The following is a 22,573-nucleotide window of genomic DNA, read 5'->3' as shown; positions in this document are numbered from 1 at the left end:
GATTATTGAAACACAACTTCAAGATTTATTAAGATAATTTTATCTTTAAAGTGTGATTGAATTATTTGAATGACAACTGGCATTTATATATAGCGCGAAATTTATAATGAAATTAAATTTATAACGTTTCTGAGACCTGTTCGATTCTGCCTATCACAACCATAGGCAGGACTATCCCTCTTATGCATTGCTCAATGCGCGCACGGATGCTGTAATCAAACCGCTGTTACGGCCTTGATACAAGGTATGTAGAGCGCAACGCAACGCCAGCTTCGGCTGGCACTGAATGTACCTGCGGGGAATTCAGGTATCAGGGCCGCCCGTTGAGGCGGCCTTTTTACTTTCAGGCTTTCCTGTAAAAGGTTCACCTTGCTGTCTTGTTGCTGTTGTAAGGTTTGGCTGATTGATTTGATAAAGCATACGCATTAGCCCCGATGAACAAAGTTGGTTACCTTACATCTCAACGAAAACACGGAGGAAGTACAGATGTCCTTGATTAACACCAAAATTAAACCTTTCAAAAACCAGGCGTTCAAAAACGGTGAGTTCATCGAAGTAACTGAGAAAGATACCGAAGGCCGCTGGAGCGTGTTCTTCTTCTATCCGGCTGACTTCACCTTCGTTTGCCCGACCGAACTGGGCGACGTGGCAGACCACTACGAAGAACTGCAAAAGCTGGGCGTAGACGTTTACTCTGTTTCTACCGATACCCACTTCACCCACAAAGCGTGGCACAGCAGCTCTGAAACTATCGCGAAAATCAAATACGCGATGATCGGCGACCCGACTGGCGCCCTGACCCGTAACTTCGACAACATGCGTGAAGATGAAGGCCTGGCAGACCGCGCGACCTTCGTTGTTGACCCGCAGGGCATTATCCAGGCTATCGAAGTTACCGCTGAAGGTATCGGCCGTGATGCATCTGACCTGCTGCGCAAAGTGAAAGCGGCTCAGTACGTTGCTTCTCACCCAGGCGAAGTGTGCCCGGCGAAATGGAAAGAAGGCGAAGCGACGCTGGCTCCATCTCTGGACCTGGTCGGCAAGATCTAAGTCTGTAAAGCCTGGCGGCGCTACGCTTGCACAGGCCTACAGTATCGTAGGCCGGGTAAACGAAGTGCCACCCGGCAATCAATGGGCGCTCCCCTCGCCCATTTCATTCCAGCACCATGATGCAAGTTGCATTCAGGCAGCCCGTATAAGGCGGCTTGCATGATGACGTTTTAAGAGAGGGAAGAATAATGCTCGACGCTAACATGAAAACCCAGCTCAAGGCCTACCTTGAGAAACTGACCAAACCTGTTGAGCTGATTGCCACGCTGGACGACAGCGCGAAATCGGCAGAAATCAAAGCGCTGCTGACAGAGATTGCTGAGCTGTCGCCGAAGGTGACCTTCAAAGAAGACAACACGCTGGCAGTCCGTAAGCCTTCTTTCCTGATCGCCAACCCAGGGTCTGACCAGGGGCCGCGTTTCGCGGGCTCTCCGCTGGGGCACGAATTTACGTCCCTGGTGCTGGCGCTGCTGTGGACCGGTGGTCATCCGTCAAAAGAAGCGCAGGCGCTGCTGGAGCAGATCCGCGATATCGACGGTGATTTTGAGTTTGAAACCTATTACTCACTCTCCTGCCATAACTGTCCGGACGTGGTGCAGGCGCTGAACCTGATGTCAGTCCTCAACCCACGCATTAAGCACACGGCGATTGACGGCGGTACGTTCCAGAACGAAATCACCGAGCGCAACGTGATGGGCGTTCCGGCGGTTTACCTGAATGGTCAGGAGTTCGGCCAGGGGCGTATGACCTTGACCGAAATCGTCGCCAAAGTGGATACCGGCGCAGAAAAACGTGCGGCGGAAGAGTTGAACCAACGCGATGCGTACGACGTACTGATTGTTGGCTCCGGCCCGGCGGGCGCGGCGGCAGCGGTTTACTCCGCACGTAAAGGGATCCGTACCGGTCTGATGGGCGAGCGTTTCGGTGGTCAGGTTCTGGATACCGTTGACATTGAAAACTACATTTCCGTGCCGAAAACCGAAGGCCAGAAGCTGGCTGGGGCGTTGAAAGCGCACGTCAGCGACTACGACGTGGATGTCATTGATAGCCAGAGCGCCAGCAAACTGGTTCCGGCCGCGGTCGAGGGTGGTTTGCACCAGATAGAAACGGCGTCCGGCGCGGTGCTGAAGGCGCGCAGCGTGATCATTGCCACCGGCGCGAAATGGCGCAACATGAACGTCCCGGGCGAAGATCAGTATCGCACCAAAGGCGTGACCTATTGCCCGCACTGTGACGGCCCGCTGTTCAAAGGTAAACGCGTCGCGGTGATCGGCGGCGGTAACTCCGGCGTGGAAGCGGCTATCGATCTGGCGGGAATTGTTGAACACGTTACCCTGCTGGAATTCGCCCCGGAGATGAAAGCGGACCAGGTGTTGCAGGATAAGGTGCGTAGCCTGAATAACGTCGATATTGTGCTCAATGCCCAGACGACAGAAGTGAAAGGCGACGGCAGCAAAGTGACCGGTCTGGAATACCGTGACCGCGTGAGTGGCGATATCCACAGCGTGGCGCTGGCAGGGATCTTTGTTCAGATTGGCCTGCTGCCAAACACCACCTGGCTGGAAGGCGCGATTGAGCGCAACCGCATGGGCGAGATCATCATTGATGCGAAATGCGAAACCAGCGTGAAGGGCGTGTTTGCGGCGGGCGACTGCACCACCGTGCCGTACAAACAGATCATCATCGCCACCGGTGAAGGTGCGAAAGCGTCGCTGAGCTCGTTTGATTATCTGATCCGCACCAAAACCGCATAATAAAAGAAAGCAAGACGACACCTGCAATGCCAGAGGCCACCAAAAGGTGGCCTCTTTTTTTATCTCACGACCATCACCGGAATGTGGGTGTGGCGGATCACGCTGGAGGCGTTCGACCCCAGCAGGTGAGTGGTGATGGAAGGGTTACGTGAACCAATCACTACCACGTCGGCATTTAATTCCCCCGCCAGCTCATTAACGGCGTCGCGCACGCTACCGAACCGGACGTGGGTTTTGATGCGGGAAGGATCGATGCTGAAGTGCCCGACCATGGTTTGCAGGCGTGTCTCGGCTTCATGCTGTAAATGCTCTTCAAAACGACGCACATCAGCAGCGAAACGATGCAGGCTCAGGCTGGCAGAGCCCGGTAAAACATGCAGAAGATGAATAACTCCGTCCTGCTGCGCGAGAAATTCCGCGTGACGTACAGCCTTATCACTCAGTTCCATTTCGAAAACATCAACCGGCATAATGATTGTTTGATACATAACCGTTTCTCCTTGTTTATAAACGCTGAAATCATTCAACCACAAAATATAAAAGGTTTCTGTAATCCCGACAGCACTTTTTTATCTCGCCAGGATAAATCTCAAAACAGCCGGATTCCGGGGCAGATCCCGAGAGGTAGCTACCCTTTTATAAGCTTACCCACACCCTTTTGGAGGTTGCATGAAAGCTCTCACCTATCACGGTCCACATCATGTTCGGGTCGATAATGTCCCCGATCCGGGCATCGAACAGCCTGACGATATCATCCTGCGCGTAACGGCCACGGCGATCTGTGGTTCTGATTTGCATCTTTATCGCGGAAAAATTCCCAAGGTCCAGCACGGCGATATCTTTGGTCATGAATTTATGGGCGAGGTGGTGGAGTGCGGGAGCGAAGTGAAAAACGTGCAGAAAGGTGACCGGGTGGTGATCCCGTTTGTGATTGCCTGCGGTGACTGCTTCTTTTGCCAGATGCAACAGTACGCGGCCTGCGAAAACACGAACCGCGGGCAGGGCGCGGCGCTGAACAAAAAGCAAATTCCCGCCCCTGCCGCGCTGTTTGGCTACAGCCATCTTTACGGCGGCGTGCCGGGCGGACAGGCGGAGTATGTGCGCGTCCCGAAAGGCAACGTGGGGCCGTTTAAAGTGCCCCAGCTGCTGTCTGACGACAAAGCGCTTTTCCTGTCAGATATTCTGCCTACCGCCTGGCAGGCGGCAAAAAATGCGCAGATCCAGAAAGGCTCCAGCGTCGCCGTATTCGGGGCCGGGCCGGTGGGGTTACTGACCATTGCCTGCGCGCGGCTTCTCGGCGCAGAGCAGATTTTCGTGGTTGACCATCATCCCTATCGACTGCGGTTTGCCCAGGAGCGCTACGGCGCGATCCCGATTAACTTTGATGACGATAACGACGCGGCGGAGAAAATCATTGAGCAAACGGCCGGACAGCGCGGAGTGGATGCGGTGATTGATGCCGTCGGGTTTGAGGCCAAAGGCAGCACCACGGAAACGATCCTCAGTAACCTGAAAATTGAAGGCAGCAGCGGCAAAGCCCTGCGCCAGTGCATTGCTGCGGTGCGACGCGGCGGCGTGGTCAGCGTGCCGGGCGTGTACGCCGGTTTTATTCACGGCTTCCTGTTTGGCGATGCCTTCGATAAAGGGCTGAGCTTTAAGATGGGGCAGACCCACGTCCATGCCTGGCTGGGAGAGCTGCTGCCGCTCATCGAAAAGGGGCTGCTTACCCCAGAAGATATTGTGACCCACTATCTTCCGCTGGCTGATGCGGAACGCGCCTATAAGATCTTCGAAAAACGGGAGGAGGAGTGCCGCAAGGTGATCCTGGTGCCTGGCGCAGACACCCCGGAGGCAGCGCAGCAGAAAGTGAAGGGACTGGTGAATGCCTTCCCCGGCGGCGTTGTGTGAGGCTCCTCACTCACCAGTGGCGCTCAAGATACAGCACCGCCACGACGAGGATCGCCAGGATGATGAGAAAAACCAGTGTGATAACAAGTATCTCACCCATGACCGTCCCCACGGCACTACAACAGACTAAGCGTGGATTAAGCGGTTTTTGTCCGGTATAGCACAATAGGGTGAATTTGCGGAAAGAGGATGCGGGTGCATCCTCTGTGCAAAGCGGGGTCGCTTGTTCAGAAGGGATTAACGCAGGTAATCGCCAGCGGCTTCGGGCTGGTAGAGCAGCTCAAGCACTTCCAGGTGAGCTGAGGCACCGCCCGGGAGTTCCCAGTGGATGGTATCGCCCGTGCGCAGTCCAAGCAGCGCCGCGCCCACGGGTGCCAGCACCGACAGTTGCGTGCTGCTGTCGGTCATCTGCGCCGGATAGACCAGCGTACGAGTGAGCTCCTCTCCGGTGGTCAGGTTGCGGAACTTCACCTGGCTGTTCATGGTGACCACATCATGCGGCATGATCTCAGGCGTACACATCTGCGCCCGGTCGAGCTCTTCGTTCAGCGCATCGGCTACCGGCAGCGAGGCGAATTCTGGTTTCTCCAACAGTCGGTCAATACGTTCTGCGTCGAGTTCATTGATGATAATCGTAGGTCTGGACATTTTTACTCCATGTCGTTAATGCTGCGTGTAACGCAGAAACCAATCCAAAAGAAAACCCTCGCCGTCTGGCAGCGAGGGTTTAACTTATCTGATGATACTGTCTGAAACCGTAAGTTTGAAGTGATGAAGGTCACAATCATGCGCCATATGAATTTTTGGCAATAAACCCGGCGTCCCGATTCACGCTGAACGGAAATTTCGTTACGCTGGAAAGACTGAACCCGGGCAATGCGCGTTGCAGCCCCAGCGTAGAGAGAGCGATATGTACTTTTACCAACCGTCTCAGGGGCACGGCCTGCCGCACGACCCGCTGAACGCCATTATCGGTCCACGTCCGATTGGCTGGATCTCATCCTGTGATAAGGCCGGTCAACTGAACCTTGCCCCGTACAGCTTCTTTAACTGCTTTAACTATCGCCCACCGATCATTGGTTTTTCCAGCAACGGCTGGAAGGATAGCGTGCGGAATATTACCGAAACGGGGGAGTTTGTCTGGAACCTCGCAACGCGCGATCTGGCCGAGGCGATGAATGAAACCTCCGCCACGCTCCCTCATGGCGAGGATGAATTTACCTTTGCCGGCCTGACGCCCGTAGCCAGCCAGCTTGTGAGCTCGCCGCGCGTGGCGGAAAGCCCGGTGAATTTCGAGTGTCGATTGTCACAGTGCATTCAGCTTACCGGCGCGGATGGGACACCGATTGATACCTGGTTGGTGCTCGGCGAAGTCGTGGGCGTCCATATCGCCGAGAGTTTGCTGGAAGAGGGGATTTACCAGACCGCGAAAGCGCAGCCCATTCTGCGTGCGGGTGGACCTACAGCCTACTACGCCATCAGTGACAGCCATCGCTTCGATCTGGTACGCCCGGATGCGCGCAGGGGGTGATATGCGCGCAACCCTGTTGCCCGCCGATCAGCAGTTTTTTGCCGATCTGTTGAGCGGCCTGGTGCTCAACCCACAGCAGCTGGGGCGAGTCTGGTTTGCTCAACGTGGCGCGTCTGACGCTGTCGGAAGCGTGAGCCGCGACTGGCCACGGCTTGATGTCGTTCTTCGCGGGGAATATGGCAACAGACTGGTTACCGGGCAGCAGACCCTCTGCCAGGGGGAAATGCTGTTTCTTCCCGCCCAGGCCGCCAGCGTCCCGGTGTTTGAACGACCGGTCATGCTGCTGAGCATTCTTTTTGCGCCGTCGTGGCTGGGGCTGGTGTTTCATGATACCCGTCACGGGCGCTCCGTGCCTGCGCAGCGACACGTTGAGCTTCCTCACCCTGAACGAGGCGAATGTGCTGCGATGCTGATGGCCCTGACGCACCTGAGCGCTTCCCCGCAGGATCAGGCCGTTATTCAACCGCTGGTGCTGAGCCTGCTGCACTGGTGCCGGAAAGTGGTGTCGTCGCTGCCTGAACCGGGACTGTCGCGCGGGGATTTCCTCTATCAGAGCATTTGTAACTGGGTGCAGGAAAACTATGCTGAATCCCTGTCGCGGGACAGCGTCGCCGCGCTGTTTAATATTTCGGCTAACCATCTGTCACGCCTGTTCTCCCAACAGGGGACGATGAGTTTTGTGGATTACGTTCGTTGGGTGCGTATGGCGAAGGCGAGAACCATCCTGCAAAAATACCACCTGCCGGTGGGGGAAGTGGCGAAGCGCTGCGGCTATGCCGATAGCGACTATTTTAGCCGTCTGTTCCGGCGCCAGTTTGGCCTGACGCCGGGGGAGTATCGCGCACGCTTTCAGTGACAGTCAGAACGTGATTTCAGCGTTCAACAGATCCAGGATACTTTGCGGCGTCGTTGCTGCAAACAGCGACTCGCGAAACGTTTTATTGACCAGCTTCCGCGCCAGCTGGGAAAAGACCTTCACGTGATTAATCCCTTCCTGAGCGCCGAGCGTTAGCATGATCACCAGCTCGACGTCGCCCAAATCCGACTCCCAGTCAATCGCCTTGTCCAGGCGTGCAATGCTGATGCTGGAGTGGCGTATCCATTGCGATTTGGTGTGAGGGATCGCCACGCCAAACCCGACGGCGGTGGTGACAATCTCTTCGCGCTGCCAGAGATCTTCTTCAAGTTCGAGCGGGTTTTCGGTCCTGCCATGAATCGCAAGATTTCCGCATAAGAACTGAAGCACCTGCTCTTTTGAGGTCAGCGGCTCATTGACCACGATAGTCTCCAGGGCCAGCAAGGGACGCGGCGGCGCTTCCGGTGTGAAATCCGCCAGCAGGGCTTCAATCTCCTCTGCGCTGCGGCTGTCGCAGGCCTTTTCCGCCAGCGCCCGGCAGGTTGCCATGTCCAGCTGACGCAGCTGGGTTTTTACCGCAGGGATGCGCGGCCCGCTCATGCTGAACTCATCTAAGCCCAGACCAAGCAGAAGAGGGAGGTAGCGCTGCTCTCCGCCAAGTTCCCCGCAAATGCCGACCCATTTCCCGTGACGATGCGCTGCGGTGACGATCTGGCGAACCATGCGTAAAAAAGACGGTGTGATGGGGTTATACAGCCCCGAAACGCGCGGGTTGTTGCGATCGACAGCGTAGAGATACTGAGTCATATCGTTCGAGCCGATACTGAAGAAATCCACCTCTTCGCAGAAGTGATCGATGATAAAGCAGACTGAAGGCACTTCAACCATGATCCCCAGCGGCAGGTGTGCGGTGTGACGTAACCCCTGTGAGGCCAGGGCGTCACGAACGTTTTGCAGCTCCTGTTTGATCCATAAAATCTGATCGAGACTGTGCACCATCGGGATCATCAACAGCGCATTGCCGCTCGCGCCTGCGCGTAAGATCGCGCGCAGTTGGGTGCGGAAGAGATCGGCAAATTCGGGATAAATACGAACGGCACGATAGCCGAGGAACGGGTTTTCTTCCTGGGGAATGTTCAGGTAAGAGAGCTGCTTATCGCCGCCGATGTCCATTGTGCGAAAGATGACCGGCTTGCCCTGCGCGGAGAGCAGCACCTGCTGATAGGCTTCGAATTGCTCCTGCTCGTCCGGCGCGGTGTCTCTGTCCATATACAGCATTTCAGTGCGAAACAGCCCGATACCCTGCGCGCCGCAGGTAAACGCCCCGGGCGCTTCCAGCGCGCTGCCGATGTTGGCGGCAATCTCTACCGGTACGTTGTCGCGGGTGAGCGCTGGAAGACCCGCATCTTTGATCTGCTGCTGGTGGCGTCGGTCGGCAAGGCGCTGCGCCACGCTATAGTAATCATTCACCGCGTCGTTGGGTTCAACGACCAGCACGCTACAGATGCCGTCCAGAATGACCTCTTTTCCCATCAACGGCGCCAGCGAGGCGACCGTTAAACCACTCAGCACAGGCACGGAGGCCGCGCGTGCCAGGATCAGCGTATGCGACGTCCGGCCTGTTTTTTCAAGCACCATGCCTTTCAGATACTGCGTGTCGAGGCTGAGAAACTGGCTGGGCGTCAGATCTTCCGCCACCAGAATAGTGGGAGCGCTGAGGGTGAATGCGGAGGTTTGCTGCAACTCCGGCCAGGTAATGTTAAGAAGCTGCTCGCTGATGTCGCGAATATCGCTGACGCGTTCACGCAGGTAGTCGCTGGCGGAGAGCGACAGCTTGTCGCAGATCAGCTCCATATTACGAATGATCGCCTCCGCAAGGCTTAGCCGTTCCTCGGCGATCAGTCGGCGTATGGTGCCGCCAAACTCCTCATCCTGGATCAGCGAAAGATGCGCGCTGAGAATGGTTTTACTCTCGCCGTCCAGCCCGCGCAGACGGTGGTTGAGCTGTTCAGCCAGCGTCGCCAGGCTGTGTTCCAGGCGGGTAATATCTTCCGGCGAGGCGGGGATCTGACAATAACGTTTGAGGTTATCGCTCTGCCAGCCTCGCAGAGTGCCAGCCCCGATGCCACTGGCGAGCGTAATGCCGTGCTGAAGGTGGGGAGCAAGCCTTACAAGCGAACGGGGCAGGGGATGCGCAACGTGCGGCGCGTCGCCGGAGGGAATACTGTCGCTGTCGATAAACGCGCCGGTGAGATACGCCTCCAGCACGCGTCGGGCCTGCTCCTCGTCGCTGCCGTTAATTTCCAGCACGCAGCTGTCATTAAACAGCGTACCGGTACTGATCAGCGCCAGCGAGCTTTTGGCATCCGCGTGAGTGTTAAGCCGTCTGTTGATAAAACGGATGTCGCTGCGCCATGCGCTGCACTGCTCTTTTAACGCCCAGGCCGGACGCGCATGCAGGCCGTTGGGCAGTGGGCAGAAAAATTCAATTGAAAGCATACTTCCTCCTGGCCGCGTGAGATCAGCATCTGAAGTCCGTCAGATGATCCACGGTCTCACGGTTCATGCATGCCACAAGCGCGACAAGCAGTTGTTGGGTGTGATGAATGTCTTTTTCGTCGGCAATGGATGCCGCGCAGTGCCCGTGTCGGGTCGGGGGACCAAGCACAAGAGTCGGCACGCCAGTGCCGGAGAGATGGATCGCCCCGCCGTCCGTTCCGCCGTTGCTGAACATGTCTTTTTGCAGCGGGATCCCTTGCGAGCGCGCGATCGTCTCCGCCAGCGCGATCAGTTTGGCTGGGGCGATGAGCGTTTTGTCGTACAGCACCAGCATCGGGCCCGCACCGATCTGGCGATGGTTGGCGCTGCCATAATCGAAATTTTTTGACCAGCAGGCGGTATCCAGCACCAGCGCGATATCAGGATGAATGGCGCGCGTGGCGGTCTGGCCGCCGCGCAGGCCGACCTCTTCACTTGAGCTGGCCACCAGCCAAAGCTCGCAGTCGAGCGGCGTCTGGTGCAGCTCACGCAGCAGCGCGATCAGCAGGTAACAGCCGAGACGATCGTCGAAGGCTTTACCCATCACCCGATTATGGGGAAGGGTCTGAAAGGGCGTATCGAACGTCACGCGGTCGCCTGAGTCGATACCGGCGGCGAACACCTCCTTCGCCGACGTCGCGCCAATGTCGACACGCAAATTGTCAACGTTTTCTCCTTTCAGATCTCCATCCAGCAGGCCCGGTATTTTTTCCCCGTTACGCGTGGTGATGCGCACCGGCTGAAGGGTACGGGCCATCATGCGCACGTTGCCGATGGGCAGGACATCAATGGCCCCTTCGCGCGAGACGCTACGCACCATAAAACCGACTTCATCCATATGGGCGCAGACCATCACCTTCGGGCCCTGGCTCTGGTTGACGCGGATAAGCACGGAACCCAGCCCATCAAACTGAACCTCTTTATGGTATTTTTGCGCCTCACTGAGCAGGATGTCGCGCACCTCTTGCTCTGAGGCCGCAATGGCGTCTGCTTCGCTCAGGGCGCGCAGTAAATCTCTGTCCACTCTTGTTCTCCCGTCAGCAATAGCCGTTTGTCGAGGGTATAAAGCACCTCGGCGCCCGTTTCCGTCACCAGCACCACATCTTCAATTCGTACCCCGCCCTGGTGTTCAAGGTAGATCCCCGGTTCAACGGTCAGCACCATGCCGGGCTGCAACGGGGTGCGGTCGGTAGGGGAAAAACGTGGATTTTCATGGACATCAATACCAATGGCATGGCCGGTGTTATGCCCGAACTGCGGGCCGTAACCTGCACGTTCAATCATGGAACGTGCGGCGCTATCGATCTGATGACAGGAAACGCCGGGGCGGATGGCATCAATGGCCGCCTGTTGTGCCGCCAGAACGATCTGGTACACCGCATAGAGAGGGTGCTCCTCCGGCGGCGTGTTTTGCCCGGCGACAAGAAAGGTCCTTGTCATATCCGAGCAATACCCCTGGTGTCGGGCGCCGAAATCAAGGGTGATCATCTCGCCAGGCATAATCACTTTGTCAGAGGCTTTGCCGTGGGGCAGCGCACCGCGCGGCCCGCTGGCGACAATGGTGTCGAAAGAGGGCTTGTCCGCACCCTCCTGCTTCATAAACCACTCCAGCTCGGCAGCGACTTCACGCTCGCGCATACCGGGCTGAATGAAACGCCGGATGTGTCGTGCGGCGCGGTCGGCAATGCCGCATGCTGCACGGATACGGTCGATTTCGTCAGCGGTTTTTATCTGCCGCAGCGCGTCGAGCGAGGTGCTGCAAAGGGTGGTATTCAGCGTATCGCGCCACAGCACGCCTGTTTGCCAGCTCACGTATTCACCCTCAAAGCCAAGACGGGCGAGATTATCCTTCGCAATAATCTGGTTCACCGCCTGCGCAAACGGGTTCTCCGTGTTAAGCAGATGCATCTCATAGCCCGCCGCTCGTGAAGCGATATCGCTGTAGTAACGGAAATCTACCAGGATATGTGCCGCGGTTTGTGTCACCAGCACATATCCCGAACCGGTTGAAATGCCCAGGTGCGGCTGTTTATTCTGGCGCGAAGAGATGAGCACGCCGTCCAGTTTTTCCGCAGCCAGCCAGGCACGAAGCTTTCTCAGTAATTCCATGTTTCACCCCGTTACAGCGTGTCGATAGCGAGTTTTCCGCGCTTGTGCAGACTGTTACGAATAATCACTACCAACAGCGCGGTGATCGCCGCCCCGACCACAATACTGAGCATGTACGCCCCCAGATTGGTGACCAGCGGCCACGCCCAGATCGCCGATTCAGGGAACCACTGCACGGCACCGAGCGCGGTGGCGGTCATTGCACCCGCAATCGCGCCCGCCATATACGCCGGCAGCGTCGCAAGCGGATTTTCCAGCAGGAACGGGATGGCCCCTTCACTGATGCCCATAAAGGCGAGGAACATGGCCGTTTTGCCTTGCGGATAAAGCTGCGGACTAAACAGGCGTTTGCCGGTCAGACGATGGTCAATCAGCGTGGCCAGCCCAAGACCAATGGGCGGAATAACAATCGCCACGGCGCGGGAGGTGATGGGCAGGACATGATCGGTTGTCAGCCCCAGGCCAACAAATCCCGCCGCTTTGTTAATGGGGCCGCCGAGATCAATCGCCGTGGCCGCCGCCATCCCGATGGCGTACATCATGGAGCCCGCCTGACCCGCCGCCAGCAGTACGGTCCGCATACCTGCATTCAGCCAGCCGCCAATCGGCGTGATGATGTAATACATCGCCAGCATCACAAACAGCGCCGAGAGGATTGGGATCAGAAAGGTGCTTTTAAAGGCCAGCAGGTACTGCGGTACGTTAATACGGCTATTCAGCCATTTGACCAGATAGCCTGCGGCTATGGCGATAATCAGCGCGCCAATAAACGTGGAGGGCACGGGTTTGGTGGCAAGCCAGGTCAGTTTTTCCGCATCAAAGTTCAGCACCAGCGTCGGCTGCGTGGCGACAAGGCCACCGATAAACCCGGCCGGGAAGGCCAGCTTTCCGCCGATAGAGTTGGCGACAAAGGCGGCAAACATCGGGATGGCGAAGCTGAACAGCAGCCCGCCGAACGATTCGGTCAGATAGCCAAATTTCAATACCGAGAGATTGAAACCGGTGAATTTGCCAGAGTTAAGCGCGTCGAGAATACCGGTGTCAGGCGGGATCTCCAGCCAGACGTAGGCGATGAGCTGTGAAATGGCGAGGATAACCCCGCCCATGATAAGCGTTGGCACCATGCGGGATATCCCCGACATAATGTGCTGTGGAAGCTCTTTCCAGAAAGACGCACCGGCGGCAACCGGTGCGGATTTGATGGCAAGTGTGTCACCCTCGTGACTGTCCGGGCGAACCGCGCTGCGTTTTTTAATAGCCATGACGAAAACCCCTGGGTGTGAGGATTATTATTGTTCTGCTGCAATCATCTCTTCGATCTCTTTCAGGGTGCCTGCCGCGTTTTTAATGGCGTCCTGAAGCGTAATCTCATACACGTCGCGCGTTTCGAAGCGCTCATTGTCTTCCGGGGTGATCGCGATGGCGTGGATAATAATGTCAGCGTCGGCAATATCCTGTGGGGTCAGGCGATTCTGGATCCCGTCCGCGCCCTGGGTTTCAATTTTTACCTCATAACCGGCTTCCGTCGCCGCGTCTTCCAGCGCCTGGGCTGCCATGAAGGTATGTGCCAGGCCCATCGGGCAGGCGCACAGTGCAATCAGTTTTTTAGCCATGTGAAATTCCTCCTGTAGATAACGCCATGATTATGGCGGGGAGGTTTCAGTGATGTTTACCGGATTAATAATGCTTTAGCTGGAAAAATGATGCGTGTGAGCGGAAGTGTGAGGTTAATCGTCATATCACGGAAATCAATGAAAAACCGGGCAAAAAGGTGCCCGGCGCAGCATCAGTAACCGGCTTTATCAATGACAAACTGTTTGCCGCAGTTGCCCGGATGCGGCTGTGGCGCAAAGGAGCCGGCAGAGAGCGGGTTGTTGATGGTGCTGGCGTTCAGCGAGATCTGCATCTCGGTCAGATAAGCCGGATTGCCGTGGCAGGTAAGCTTGAACGCTTTTACGCTCTGTTTCCCCCAGCTTTTGGCCACGGCTGCATCGAAGTCGCTGCGGCGGACGGTTTTGCCATAATTTTCCGCCAGAAATTTTCCTGCCGCGCTGTGCTTCACTTCCTGGTTCATGCGCACCATGGTGCCGAAGTAAGCGTCGGGATCAAAACCAAAGCAGACGCCGTGTTTCGCGTATTCATAACGTTCAAGGCAGGAGTTGCCGCCCGCGCCGGGCATCACGCTGTTCAGCTTCGCCGCGCCGGTTAGCGATAGTCCGGTCTCTGCGGCGTCACATTTGCGGCTGGCTTTTGCTTCCGGCATATTCGGAACCGGACGAGTGGCACAGCCGAAGCGCATCCAGCGGCGTTCATCCACTCCGCGAGCGGCAATAGATTTCGGCAGCGCGGGCCATAAGCCGTGGACGGTCAGAAAATCGGTTTTGTTGCTGCTCTCTTTTTGCAGGCGACACTCTTCCGGTTCGTCACGGTTACGTTCGACCATGCTCTGGCAAAATCCGGTTTGCCAGGAAAGGGCCAGAACGTAGCGATCGAAATCGCCGTACTGGGTTGGCTTAAGCGGATCTGCCTGAATTGAGAAGACACAGAGTGCAAGCGCTACTGCGCCAGACGGGATAACGATATCCTTCCTGAACATTTGCTTTCCTGATTGGTTGGGCGCGATTAATTTCTGGGGGTTATTAAAGCACAAAAAGCGCCCGCAGGCGCTTTTTGGAAATCAGGAATTTCGCTTAGGCAGCGCCGGGAAGCAGCACTTCGGTGGCGATAATAACGATAATCAGGCCAACCAGCACCGGCACTGACGTGCGTTTTACCACTTCAAACGGAGAGATTTTCGCCATCCCCGCAACCGCAACCACCACGCCCGATACCGGAGAAATGGTACGACCCAGGTTGGAAGCCTGAAGCATTGGAATGGACAGGTAAGCCGGGTTGATGCCGGAGGAGTGCGCCAGCTTAGGGATCATCTCAACAAAGGCGTAGAACGGCGCGTTACCGGAGCCGGTGGTCATCGCCGCCAGCATGGTCAGCACCACCAGCACCAGCATCAGGATAATGCTGGCCGAGCCGAACGAGGTGGCGATAGAGATCAGGCTCTGAATAAAGCCGATGGTGCTCAGCCCCTGGGCAAACACCCCCGCGGCAACCAGCAGCATCACCACGCCCGCGAAGGCATCCGCCATACCGCGGAAGGCAACTTCCAGACCCGTGAACACTTTCTGGGTATTAAAACCACGAACGAATTCCAGGATGGCCGCCAGCAGCATACAGATCACCAGGATAGTGATGATGTGCAGCTGCGGGCCCCATTTGCCGTCGAAAATAAGCACGCCAATAATCGGCGTGAAGGGCAGGATGGAATAAAACGCCGGGGCGGTAGTGGTGATTTCGCTGACGTCCATCATTTCGTGGCTGACGTTCTCTTTCTTATCGAGATAGCGCTGCCAGAAGAAATGCGCCACGCCCATGCCGAGAATAGCGGTGATGGAGATCGGCAGTGTGGTTTTGAAGGCGAAGTCAATCAACGACATTTCCGCGGCTTTTGCGGCCAGCACTACGTCACCGGAAGTAGGGGAGAGAATAATCGCCGCCGGAGAGGCGCAAATAGCCGCCGCTGCGCCACGGCTGATCCCGACGTTAACCATTACCGGGAATAACGTTGCCATTAACAGCACACCAAGACCCGTTGCTGAGGAAACGGCTAATGACATCAGACAGGCCAGGAAATAGGCCGCGACCATCAGCAGATAGGGGGAATTAATATATTGCAGCGGCTTAGAAGCCAGCTTTACCACCATATCATTCGCGCCGATATGGGTCATATAGGCAGCAAATCCGCAGAGCATCATGATCATCATGCCCAGATCGCCGCCGCGGCTCATCAGCAGAATTTTTATATATTCCACAATATCGGTAGCGGTATATCCGGTGCTGGCTTCGCTGGCGGGTAAAACCTGATGACCCATTAGCGCGCTAATGATCAGCAGCGTCAGGCCGCCGACAAATAGCACGCCGGTGGCTGAGTAACCTTTAATGATGTAGCGTGCTACACCAACAATGACCACGACTCCAATGAGGAGTTCGAGAAAAGTAAGCATGATTTCCCCTGTATCCTTGCTGCCCGAGAGACAAATAATCAATAAAAAAGAAGCTGAAATGTGCCGAATAAATGTCCAGTCCTTGCTGATTAAAATCAAGAAAGAGACTACTAAAGGCACTGATGACGATATTTTTGCTAACCCTGCGTCATTTATATTAAGACGTTATTGACCTGATGAATAGATATTATATGTCATTAAAATGATGGTGAAGTGTTAAGGTTTTGAGTATTACTTGCCGACAATCGATTTAAAACGTAAATCTCTTTAAAACCACTTCTCTTTCATTCTTTTGCCTGCTTATACTCGGTTCACTTTTACCCTATCCGACGATCTGAATATGCACGCCAGCTGGACATATCGCCTGCGCTTTATCAAAAAACATCTGCTGATGTTTTTGCTGGCGTTTGGCTGGCTGTTGATCCAGAGTCAGGTGGCCGTCGCCTCCCATCAATGTTCAATGGATTTGCGCGGCGAGGTGGCCACCATCCAGCATATGGAGATGATGGCGCAACCGGGGCCGCATTATGCTGCCGGTGCTTCACCGCTGTGTGAAAAACATTGTGTGCCGGATCAGGTACAAAAAGATCCTGCCCAGCCGCATCTGGTGGCGCTGCCTGCCGCCATGACCCTGACCTTAACGACCCCAGAGTGCTCGTCTGCAAGCCATTCTGCGTGGTCCGTTACCCCTCCTGCTGTGGGGCCGCCGGCAACGATCCGCTACTGCCGGTTTCGGGAGTAAAAACCTGTTAATTCGTTTATTTTCATTTACTTAACGTTTAACAGGAGTTTTTTCATGCGTACTATATTCCTTTCCGCGCTGGTTGGCGCGTCCGTCTCTTTCGCTTCTTATACCGTTCAGGCAAACCAGACCTGGCAGGGCCACGGCGTGGTTCAGTCGATCTCTGACAGCGCCGTCATGCTCCGGCACGAGGCCATACCGGAACTAAAATGGCCAGCAATGACCATGCCGTTTACTTTATCTGCCGGCGCCACGCTGAATGACGCCAAACCAGGGGATGAAGTGACCTTCACGCTTGAGCGTGCGGGTGACGGTTTCCAGATTATCTCGCTGACGCCAGCACGCTAAGCGAGGTCACCATGAAACAACACACACTGAGCCTGTGGCTCGGTGGGGTGTTGTTCGGCCTGTTAACCTCCGCCGCGCAGGCGGAGCCGTGGACGCTCGAACACACCCTGACCGAAGCCCAGCGCTACTCGGCAGAACTCTCTGCCAGCCGTAATGAAGCGCAGGCGCTGGATGCGATGGCGGATTCCGCCACGCAATTACCTGACCCAAAACTGAAATTCGGTATCGAAAACGTGCCGGTACAGGGCAGCAACGATCGGCGGCTGACGCGCGAAGGGATGACCATGCAGAAGGTTGGCATCATGCAAAGCTACGTCAGCTCAGAGAAGCGGGAACGTAAAGCGCAGACCTTTCAGGCGCAGGCGCGAAGCGTGCTGGCAAAATCCGAGGCCGTCCGCGCCGCGCTTCAGCGTGATACCGCCCAGGCCTGGCTGGATCTGGCGCTGGCCCAGCAGGCGCTGAACACGGCCAGAACGCTGGTCCGCGAAACGGAACGCCAGCGGGGCGTGCAGAAGGCGAGCGTCGGGGCGGGAAGCGCCACGCCGGACAGCGTACTGGCCCTGCAAATGATCCTCAGCGCCATGCGCGACAAAGAGACGCTGGCGCAGCGGGATGTGCAGCTGGCGCAAAGCCGTCTGCTGGAGCTTACGGGGCACGCGATTACGGCGGTTCGCGGTCCGCTGCCGCGCTATCAGCGTCTTCCTGCCGATGAAAAAACGTTGCAGGAGGGGATCGTCAGGCACCCGGAAGTGGAGGCCGCACGACGTGAAGCCGAGACCGCGAAAGCGCGTTCAGCGCAATCTGCCGTGGCGGCGATACCCGATGTGGATGTGGAGGTCTATTACGCCCACCGCGCCGAAGGCTATGACGATATGGCTGGCGTGATGTTCAGCGTGGATCTGCCTTTGTTCCAGTCAAAACGTCAGGACAAGGATTACGCCGCCGATGTTTCCCGCTCAATGCAGGCGGTGGATCAACTGACGCTGCTCAAACGTGAACACATTGCCCAGGTGCAAACGCTGGTGGCGCAGTATCAGGCTGCGCAAACGGTGTGGCAGCGACAGCGGGACGAGGTACTACCGTTGCAGCGTCAACGGCTGGCGGTACTGACGGCGCAATATCGCTCTGGACAGTCGGCGCTTCCGGCCCTGCTGGAGGCGCGTCGTGGCGTACTGGATACGGAACTGGCGGTGAACCAGGCGGAGCGCGAAATGGCGCGAACCTGGGCTGCCGTGAACTGGCTGATCCCGCAGGAGCTGGCGCAATGAAAAAAACAACGTTAATGGCGATTGCCATCGCGATAGCTGCCGCTGGCGGCTATTTTGTCGGAAAGAAGCAGACGCATCAGCCGGCTGCGGCTGCACAACCCTCTGAACGTAAGGTGCTTTACTGGTACGACCCTATGGTGCCCGGTCAGCGCTTCGATAAGCCGGGTAAATCCCCCTTTATGGATATGGATCTGGTCCCGCGCTACGCCGATGAAGCACAGGCGGCGTCGGGCGTGGCCATCAGCACTCAACAGCAGCAAAACCTGGGGATGAAAACCGCCAACGTTGAGATGCGCCAGCTGGTTTCGCCGTTCTCGGCCTTTGCCACGGTTGCAACGGATGAACGTAACGTCTCGGTGGTGTCAGCCCCGGCCAATGGCGTGGTGTCAAAATTGTTTGTTAATGCGCCACAGCAGCAGGTGAAAGCCGGAGAGGCGCTGGCGCAACTGTGGATCCCGCAATGGACCACCGCCCAGCAGGAGTATCTCGCGGTTCGTCAGCTTGGCGATGCCGCATTGACCCGCGCCGCACGCGAGCGGCTGGCGTTGCAGTTTATGCCGGAAGAGGTCATTCGTTTGCTGGAGCGTAGCGGTAAGCCGCAGACCACGCTCACCCTGCGCGCTGACCGGGCGGGCTATGTGGTGAAGCTGGACGTGCGGGAAGGGGCGCAAATCACCGCAACGGCGCCGCTGTTTGAGATCGCCAGCCTCGATCCGGTCTGGCTGGTGGTCGATTACCCGCAAACCCAGGCGCAGTCTCTGGCAGTGGGCAGCAACGTGGTAGCAACGTCAGAAAGCTGGCCGGGGGAGCAATTCCACGGCACGGTCAGCGAATTGCTGCCGCAGATGGAGGCGACCACGCGAACCCTGAAAGCCCGTATCGTGCTGGAAAATACCGCACATAAGCTGAAGCCAGGCATGTACCTCTCCGTCAGGCGTGCGGAAGAGATGAAAGGCCCGCCGGTGCTGGCGGTGCCGGAAGAGGCGGTGATTAACAGCGGAGAGTCTGCGCGTCTGCTGCTGGCCACCGGGGACGGTTATTTCCAGCCTGTGACGGTGACAACCGGCCTGACGGCGCAGGGCTGGACAGCGATCCTGTCCGGGGTCAAAGAGGGCGATAAGGTGGTGACGTCCGGGCAATTCCTCATTGATTCCGAAGCCAGCCTGCGTAGCGTGATGCCGGAGGTGACGCCATGATTGCCGCTGTGATTCGCGCCTCGTTGCGTAACCGCCTGCTGGTGATCCTGGCTGCGCTGATGATGGCCGGCTGGGGCTGGTGGGCGGTGCAGCGCGCGCCGCTGGACGCGTTGCCCGATCTGTCTGATGTGCAGGTCATTATCAAAGCGAGTTACCCCGGAAAAGCGCCGCAGGTGATTGAGGATCAGGTGACCTGGCCGCTGACAACCTCCATGTTGTCTGTGCCGGGCGCCAAAACCGTGCGTGGTTTTTCAATGTTTGGTGACGCTTATGTGTATGTGCTGTTTGAGGATGGCACCGATCTCTACTGGGCGAGATCCCGTGTACTGGAATATTTAAGCCAGGTACAGGCGCAGTTTCCGCCGGGCGTGAAGGTGTCGCTGGGGCCGGATGCGACGGGCGTGGGCTGGATCTACGAATATGCGCTGATCGACCGTAGTGGAAAACACAGCCTGGCAGATCTGCGGGCCCTTCAGGACTGGACGCTTAAGTTCGAGCTTAAGACGGTACCGAATGTATCTGAAGTGGCAAGCATTGGCGGAATGGTGCGTCAGTATCAGATCGTGGCGGACCCGGCGAAGATGCGCGCGCTGAATATTACCCACAGCCAGCTATCCGGCGCGGTGCAGGCCGCCAATAAAGAGAGCGGCGGCGCCCTGCTGGAGATGGGCGAAGCGGAGTATATGGTGCGGACAACGGGCTATTTGCGCTCGCTGGAGGATTTTCGCAATGTGGTGATCGCCACCCGCGATGGCGTACCTGTCCTGCTGAAAGATGTCGCCACCATTGGCATTGGCCCGGAGATCCGCCGGGGCGTGGCGGAGCTTAACGGTGAAGGGGAGGTCGCTGGCGGCGTGATCGTGATGCGCTACGGGCAGAACGCGCTGGAAACGCTTCGTGCGGTAAAAGCGAAACTGAGCGAGCTGCAAAAAACGCTGCCGCAGGGCGTCGAGATTGTTCCGGTCTACGATCGTTCCACGCTGATTGAGGAATCGGTCAAAACGCTGACGCACAAGCTGCTCGAAGAGTTTGCCGTGGTGGTACTGGTGTGCGCGCTGTTCCTGTTCCACCTGCGCTCCGCGCTGGTGGCGATGGTCTCTCTGCCGCTGGGGATCCTCGGTGCTTTTGTGGTGATGCACTATCAGGGCATTAACGCGAATATGATGTCGCTCGGCGGGATCGCCATTGCCATCGGGGCGATGGTGGATGCGGCAATTGTGATGATTGAAAACATGCACAAGGTGCTGGAGCAGTGGCGGCATGATAATCCGGGCAAGGAGCCTGCGCCGGGGGAATACTGGCGTCTGGCGGAAAAGGCGGCGGTCGAAGTGGGACCGGCGCTGTTTTGCAGCCTGTTAATCATCACGCTGTCATTTATACCGGTTTTTTCGCTGGAAGCGCAGGAGGGGCGAATGTTCTCGCCGCTGGCGTTCACCAAAACCTGGTCGATGGCCGTGGCCGCCGGGCTTGGGATCACCCTGGTGCCGGTGCTAATGGGCTTTTTCATTCGCGGGAAAATCTCGGATGAGAAGGCAAACCCGATCAACCGCCTCCTGATCCGCCTGTATGAGCCGCTGCTGGACAAGGTACTGACCTTCCCGAAAATGACGCTGGCACTGGCATGTCTGCTGCTGATCGCCACGCTCTGGCCGCTGAGCCGCCTGGGAGGCGAATTTATGCCGCCGCTGGATGAAGGGGATTTACTCTATATGCCCTCCACGCTGCCGGGGATCTCTGCTCGCGAGGCATCGCGGCTGCTTCAGCAGACGGACCGCTTGATCAAAAGCGTCCCGGAGGTGGCGAGCGTGTTTGGCAAAGCCGGTCGTGCGGAGTCGGCAACCGATCCCGCGCCATTAACCATGCTGGAAACAACCATCCACTTTAAGCCCCGCGAGCAGTGGCGGCCAGGAATGACGCCGCAAAAGCTGGTGGAGGAGCTTGATAAAACCGTGTCGCTGCCGGGTATTGCCAATGTGTGGGTGCCGCCTGTCCGTAACCGCCTGGACATGCTGGCAACCGGGATCAAAAGCCCTGTCGGCATTAAGGTGAACGGCAATAATATTGCCGACATTGAGCGCGTGGCCCGGCAGATTGAGCAGGTGGTGAAGGACGTTCCTGGCGTCTCCTCTGCGCTGGCGGAGCGTCTGGAAGGCGGGCGCTATGTGGATATACGTATCGACCGGCAAAAAGCCGCGCGCTACGGCGTTTCCGTCGATGAACTGCAAAGCCTGGTCTCCACGCTGGTCGGGGGGGATAACATTGGCGAGGTGATCCAGGGACGCGAGCGGTATCCCATCAACCTGCGTTATCCCCGCGATTTGCGTGATAACGTCGGCACGTTGCGGGTGTTGCCGGTAGTGACCGCCAGCGGTAACCAGGTGGCGCTGGGGGAATTGGCCGATATCGTCGTGACGGAAGGCCCACCGATGCTAAAAAGTGAAAACGCGCGCCTTTCCAGCTGGATCTACGTGGACTTGCGCGGGCGCGATCTGAAGTCTGCCGTGGATGAAATGCAAAAACGGGTGGAGGAGAAGGTGGTATTGCCGCAGGGCGTGTCTCTCTCCTGGTCCGGGCAGTTTGAATATCTGGAACGGGCGACCGCGACGCTCAAAATAGTTTTACCTGTCACGCTGATGATTATATTCGTCCTTTTATGGTTAACCTTCAGGCGGATATCAAATGTCCTGATAATAATGGGGACATTGCCTTTCGCGCTTATTGGGGGCGTGTGGTTATTGTGGCTGCTTGAATATAATTTGTCAGTGGCGGGGGCCGTTGGCTTTATCGCCCTTTCCGGGGTGGCGGCAGAATTCGGCGTAATTATGGTTCTTTATTTGAATCATGCGCTCGATAAATATCACAGGCTGGAGCCAGAAGGGGGAAATACGGTGCTGATGCGGGCGATCCACGAAGGTGCCGTGCTGCGCGTGCGTCCGAAGGTGATGACGGTCGCCACTATTATGGCGGGACTGCTGCCCATCATGTGGGGCAGTGGGAGTGGCTCGGAGGTGATGCAACGTATTGCCGCGCCGATGATTGGTGGCATGGTAACGGCACCGTTATTATCGATGTTAGTTATTCCCGCACTCTACAAATTGTTACATCAACGTTAAATATGTCAACTGCATGTGCTTATTCAGGCATGCAGTTTATGTATCCTCAGATTATTTCCAGGAACGGGATGGTAATTAGGAATAACACCCATGCTGTTAAGC

20 protein-coding genes are annotated in these 22,573 nt (G+C 56.9%); 10 read left to right on the top strand and 10 right to left on the bottom strand.

Annotated elements, in window-relative coordinates:
• The first annotated feature begins 486 nt into the window (after positions 1 to 486).
• A complete protein-coding gene (gene ahpC, locus SK54_RS17505; protein ID WP_014882974.1) occupies positions 487 to 1,050 on the top strand; it encodes an alkyl hydroperoxide reductase subunit C in 564 nt (187 codons plus the stop codon).
• A 188-nt stretch (positions 1,051 to 1,238) separates the two neighbouring features.
• Positions 1,239 to 2,804 (top strand): alkyl hydroperoxide reductase subunit F, encoded by a 1,566-nt coding sequence (gene ahpF, locus SK54_RS17500; protein ID WP_017382489.1) that lies wholly within the window; start codon positions 1,239 to 1,241, stop codon positions 2,802 to 2,804.
• A 59-nt stretch (positions 2,805 to 2,863) separates the two neighbouring features.
• On the opposite strand, the gene uspG is transcribed toward ahpF, so the two are convergent.
• A complete protein-coding gene (gene uspG / locus SK54_RS17495; protein ID WP_006809652.1) occupies positions 2,864 to 3,292 on the bottom strand; it encodes a universal stress protein UspG in 429 nt (142 codons plus the stop codon).
• Between the two features lie 181 nt (positions 3,293 to 3,473).
• Here uspG and SK54_RS17490 point away from each other — a divergent pair, with 181 nt between their 5' ends.
• The gene (locus tag SK54_RS17490; protein ID WP_015571156.1) at positions 3,474 to 4,712 is read left to right on the top strand and encodes a zinc-dependent alcohol dehydrogenase; all 1,239 of its coding nucleotides are present in this window, start codon (positions 3,474 to 3,476) and stop codon (positions 4,710 to 4,712) included.
• 10 nt (positions 4,713 to 4,722) lie between these two features.
• On the opposite strand, the gene yldA is transcribed toward SK54_RS17490, so the two are convergent.
• Positions 4,723 to 4,812, bottom strand: a complete 90-nt coding sequence (gene yldA, locus SK54_RS22790) for a small membrane protein YldA (RefSeq protein ID WP_015571155.1) — start codon at positions 4,810 to 4,812, stop codon at positions 4,723 to 4,725.
• Between the two features lie 137 nt (positions 4,813 to 4,949).
• On the bottom strand, positions 4,950 to 5,360 hold the full coding sequence (gene rnk / locus SK54_RS17485; RefSeq protein ID WP_048247672.1) for a nucleoside diphosphate kinase regulator: 411 nt from the start codon (positions 5,358 to 5,360) through the stop codon (positions 4,950 to 4,952).
• Between the two features lie 262 nt (positions 5,361 to 5,622).
• On the opposite strand from rnk, the gene SK54_RS17480 reads away from it, so the two are divergent.
• Complete coding sequence (locus SK54_RS17480; protein ID WP_003858756.1) at positions 5,623 to 6,243, top strand: flavin reductase family protein; 621 nt, start codon at positions 5,623 to 5,625, stop codon at positions 6,241 to 6,243.
• 1 nt (position 6,244) lies between these two features.
• On the top strand, positions 6,245 to 7,099 hold the full coding sequence (locus SK54_RS17475; protein ID WP_048247669.1) for a helix-turn-helix domain-containing protein: 855 nt from the start codon (positions 6,245 to 6,247) through the stop codon (positions 7,097 to 7,099).
• A 3-nt stretch (positions 7,100 to 7,102) separates the two neighbouring features.
• Here the strand turns inward: SK54_RS17475 and ptsP are convergent, their stop codons facing one another.
• The 7 genes from ptsP to dcuC form a co-directional block, all read right to left on the bottom strand.
• Positions 7,103 to 9,598 (bottom strand): phosphoenolpyruvate--protein phosphotransferase, encoded by a 2,496-nt coding sequence (gene ptsP, locus SK54_RS17470; RefSeq protein WP_048247667.1) that lies wholly within the window; start codon positions 9,596 to 9,598, stop codon positions 7,103 to 7,105.
• A 22-nt stretch (positions 9,599 to 9,620) separates the two neighbouring features.
• Complete coding sequence (ypdE, locus tag SK54_RS17465) at positions 9,621 to 10,661, bottom strand: aminopeptidase (protein WP_047727980.1); 1,041 nt, start codon at positions 10,659 to 10,661, stop codon at positions 9,621 to 9,623.
• A complete protein-coding gene (gene ypdF, locus SK54_RS17460; RefSeq protein ID WP_047727981.1) occupies positions 10,634 to 11,746 on the bottom strand; it encodes an aminopeptidase in 1,113 nt (370 codons plus the stop codon). The genes ypdE and ypdF overlap by 28 nt, the downstream gene beginning before the upstream one ends.
• Positions 11,747 to 11,757: 11 nt before the next feature.
• Positions 11,758 to 13,008, bottom strand: coding sequence for a PTS fructose transporter subunit IIC (locus tag SK54_RS17455; protein WP_017382484.1), 1,251 nt, complete (start codon positions 13,006 to 13,008; stop codon positions 11,758 to 11,760).
• A gap of 27 nt (positions 13,009 to 13,035) precedes the next feature.
• On the bottom strand, positions 13,036 to 13,359 hold the full coding sequence (locus SK54_RS17450; RefSeq protein WP_017382483.1) for a PTS fructose transporter subunit IIB: 324 nt from the start codon (positions 13,357 to 13,359) through the stop codon (positions 13,036 to 13,038).
• Positions 13,360 to 13,532: 173 nt separating this feature from the next.
• The gene (rna, locus tag SK54_RS17445; RefSeq protein ID WP_003858741.1) at positions 13,533 to 14,342 is read right to left on the bottom strand and encodes a ribonuclease I; all 810 of its coding nucleotides are present in this window, start codon (positions 14,340 to 14,342) and stop codon (positions 13,533 to 13,535) included.
• Positions 14,343 to 14,436: 94 nt separating this feature from the next.
• Positions 14,437 to 15,804, bottom strand: a complete 1,368-nt coding sequence (dcuC, locus tag SK54_RS17440) for an anaerobic C4-dicarboxylate transporter DcuC (RefSeq protein ID WP_045328961.1) — start codon at positions 15,802 to 15,804, stop codon at positions 14,437 to 14,439.
• Between the two features lie 340 nt (positions 15,805 to 16,144).
• On the opposite strand from dcuC, the gene SK54_RS17435 reads away from it, so the two are divergent.
• From SK54_RS17435 to SK54_RS17415, 5 genes are read left to right on the top strand one after another with little or no spacing between them, the layout of a single operon-like run.
• Entirely contained in the window at positions 16,145 to 16,546 is a 402-nt protein-coding gene (locus SK54_RS17435; protein WP_032620077.1) for a hypothetical protein, read from the top strand.
• A gap of 54 nt (positions 16,547 to 16,600) precedes the next feature.
• The gene (locus tag SK54_RS17430; protein ID WP_017694319.1) at positions 16,601 to 16,894 is read left to right on the top strand and encodes a copper-binding protein; all 294 of its coding nucleotides are present in this window, start codon (positions 16,601 to 16,603) and stop codon (positions 16,892 to 16,894) included.
• Between the two features lie 11 nt (positions 16,895 to 16,905).
• A complete protein-coding gene (locus SK54_RS17425; RefSeq protein ID WP_023303289.1) occupies positions 16,906 to 18,162 on the top strand; it encodes a TolC family protein in 1,257 nt (418 codons plus the stop codon).
• Entirely contained in the window at positions 18,159 to 19,358 is a 1,200-nt protein-coding gene (locus SK54_RS17420; RefSeq protein WP_023303290.1) for an efflux RND transporter periplasmic adaptor subunit, read from the top strand. The genes SK54_RS17425 and SK54_RS17420 overlap by 4 nt, the downstream gene beginning before the upstream one ends.
• The gene (locus SK54_RS17415) at positions 19,355 to 22,471 is read left to right on the top strand and encodes an efflux RND transporter permease subunit (protein WP_048247664.1); all 3,117 of its coding nucleotides are present in this window, start codon (positions 19,355 to 19,357) and stop codon (positions 22,469 to 22,471) included. The genes SK54_RS17420 and SK54_RS17415 overlap by 4 nt, the downstream gene beginning before the upstream one ends.
• Positions 22,472 to 22,573 lie beyond the last annotated feature (102 nt).

Source organism: Enterobacter sp. MGH120, from assembly GCF_001037725.1.
Classification (GTDB): domain Bacteria; phylum Pseudomonadota; class Gammaproteobacteria; order Enterobacterales; family Enterobacteriaceae; genus Enterobacter; species Enterobacter hormaechei_C.
The sequence above is the reverse complement of the archived record's forward strand: the minus strand, read 5'-3'. Positions and strand labels throughout refer to the sequence as shown.

Excerpts from the sequence above, each read along its gene's own strand:
- SK54_RS17475 (WP_048247669.1), top strand. The coding sequence starts at position 6,245 with ATGCGCGCAACCCTGTTGCCCGCCGATCAGCAGTTTTTTGCCGATCTG.
- ypdF (WP_047727981.1), bottom strand. The coding sequence starts at position 11,746 with ATGGAATTACTGAGAAAGCTTCGTGCCTGGCTGGCTGCGGAAAAACTG.
- ahpC (WP_014882974.1), top strand. The coding sequence starts at position 487 with ATGTCCTTGATTAACACCAAAATTAAACCTTTCAAAAACCAGGCGTTC.
- SK54_RS17455 (WP_017382484.1), bottom strand. The coding sequence starts at position 13,008 with ATGGCTATTAAAAAACGCAGCGCGGTTCGCCCGGACAGTCACGAGGGT.
- uspG (WP_006809652.1), bottom strand. The coding sequence starts at position 3,292 with ATGTATCAAACAATCATTATGCCGGTTGATGTTTTCGAAATGGAACTG.
- SK54_RS17430 (WP_017694319.1), top strand. The coding sequence starts at position 16,601 with ATGCGTACTATATTCCTTTCCGCGCTGGTTGGCGCGTCCGTCTCTTTC.
- SK54_RS17450 (WP_017382483.1), bottom strand. The coding sequence starts at position 13,359 with ATGGCTAAAAAACTGATTGCACTGTGCGCCTGCCCGATGGGCCTGGCA.
- yldA (WP_015571155.1), bottom strand. The coding sequence starts at position 4,812 with ATGGGTGAGATACTTGTTATCACACTGGTTTTTCTCATCATCCTGGCG.
- ptsP (WP_048247667.1), bottom strand. The coding sequence starts at position 9,598 with ATGCTTTCAATTGAATTTTTCTGCCCACTGCCCAACGGCCTGCATGCG.
- SK54_RS17480 (WP_003858756.1), top strand. The coding sequence starts at position 5,623 with ATGTACTTTTACCAACCGTCTCAGGGGCACGGCCTGCCGCACGACCCG.
- rna (WP_003858741.1), bottom strand. The coding sequence starts at position 14,342 with ATGTTCAGGAAGGATATCGTTATCCCGTCTGGCGCAGTAGCGCTTGCA.
- ahpF (WP_017382489.1), top strand. The coding sequence starts at position 1,239 with ATGCTCGACGCTAACATGAAAACCCAGCTCAAGGCCTACCTTGAGAAA.
- SK54_RS17435 (WP_032620077.1), top strand. The coding sequence starts at position 16,145 with ATGCACGCCAGCTGGACATATCGCCTGCGCTTTATCAAAAAACATCTG.
- SK54_RS17490 (WP_015571156.1), top strand. The coding sequence starts at position 3,474 with ATGAAAGCTCTCACCTATCACGGTCCACATCATGTTCGGGTCGATAAT.
- dcuC (WP_045328961.1), bottom strand. The coding sequence starts at position 15,804 with ATGCTTACTTTTCTCGAACTCCTCATTGGAGTCGTGGTCATTGTTGGT.
- SK54_RS17415 (WP_048247664.1), top strand. The coding sequence starts at position 19,355 with ATGATTGCCGCTGTGATTCGCGCCTCGTTGCGTAACCGCCTGCTGGTG.
- rnk (WP_048247672.1), bottom strand. The coding sequence starts at position 5,360 with ATGTCCAGACCTACGATTATCATCAATGAACTCGACGCAGAACGTATT.
- SK54_RS17420 (WP_023303290.1), top strand. The coding sequence starts at position 18,159 with ATGAAAAAAACAACGTTAATGGCGATTGCCATCGCGATAGCTGCCGCT.
- SK54_RS17425 (WP_023303289.1), top strand. The coding sequence starts at position 16,906 with ATGAAACAACACACACTGAGCCTGTGGCTCGGTGGGGTGTTGTTCGGC.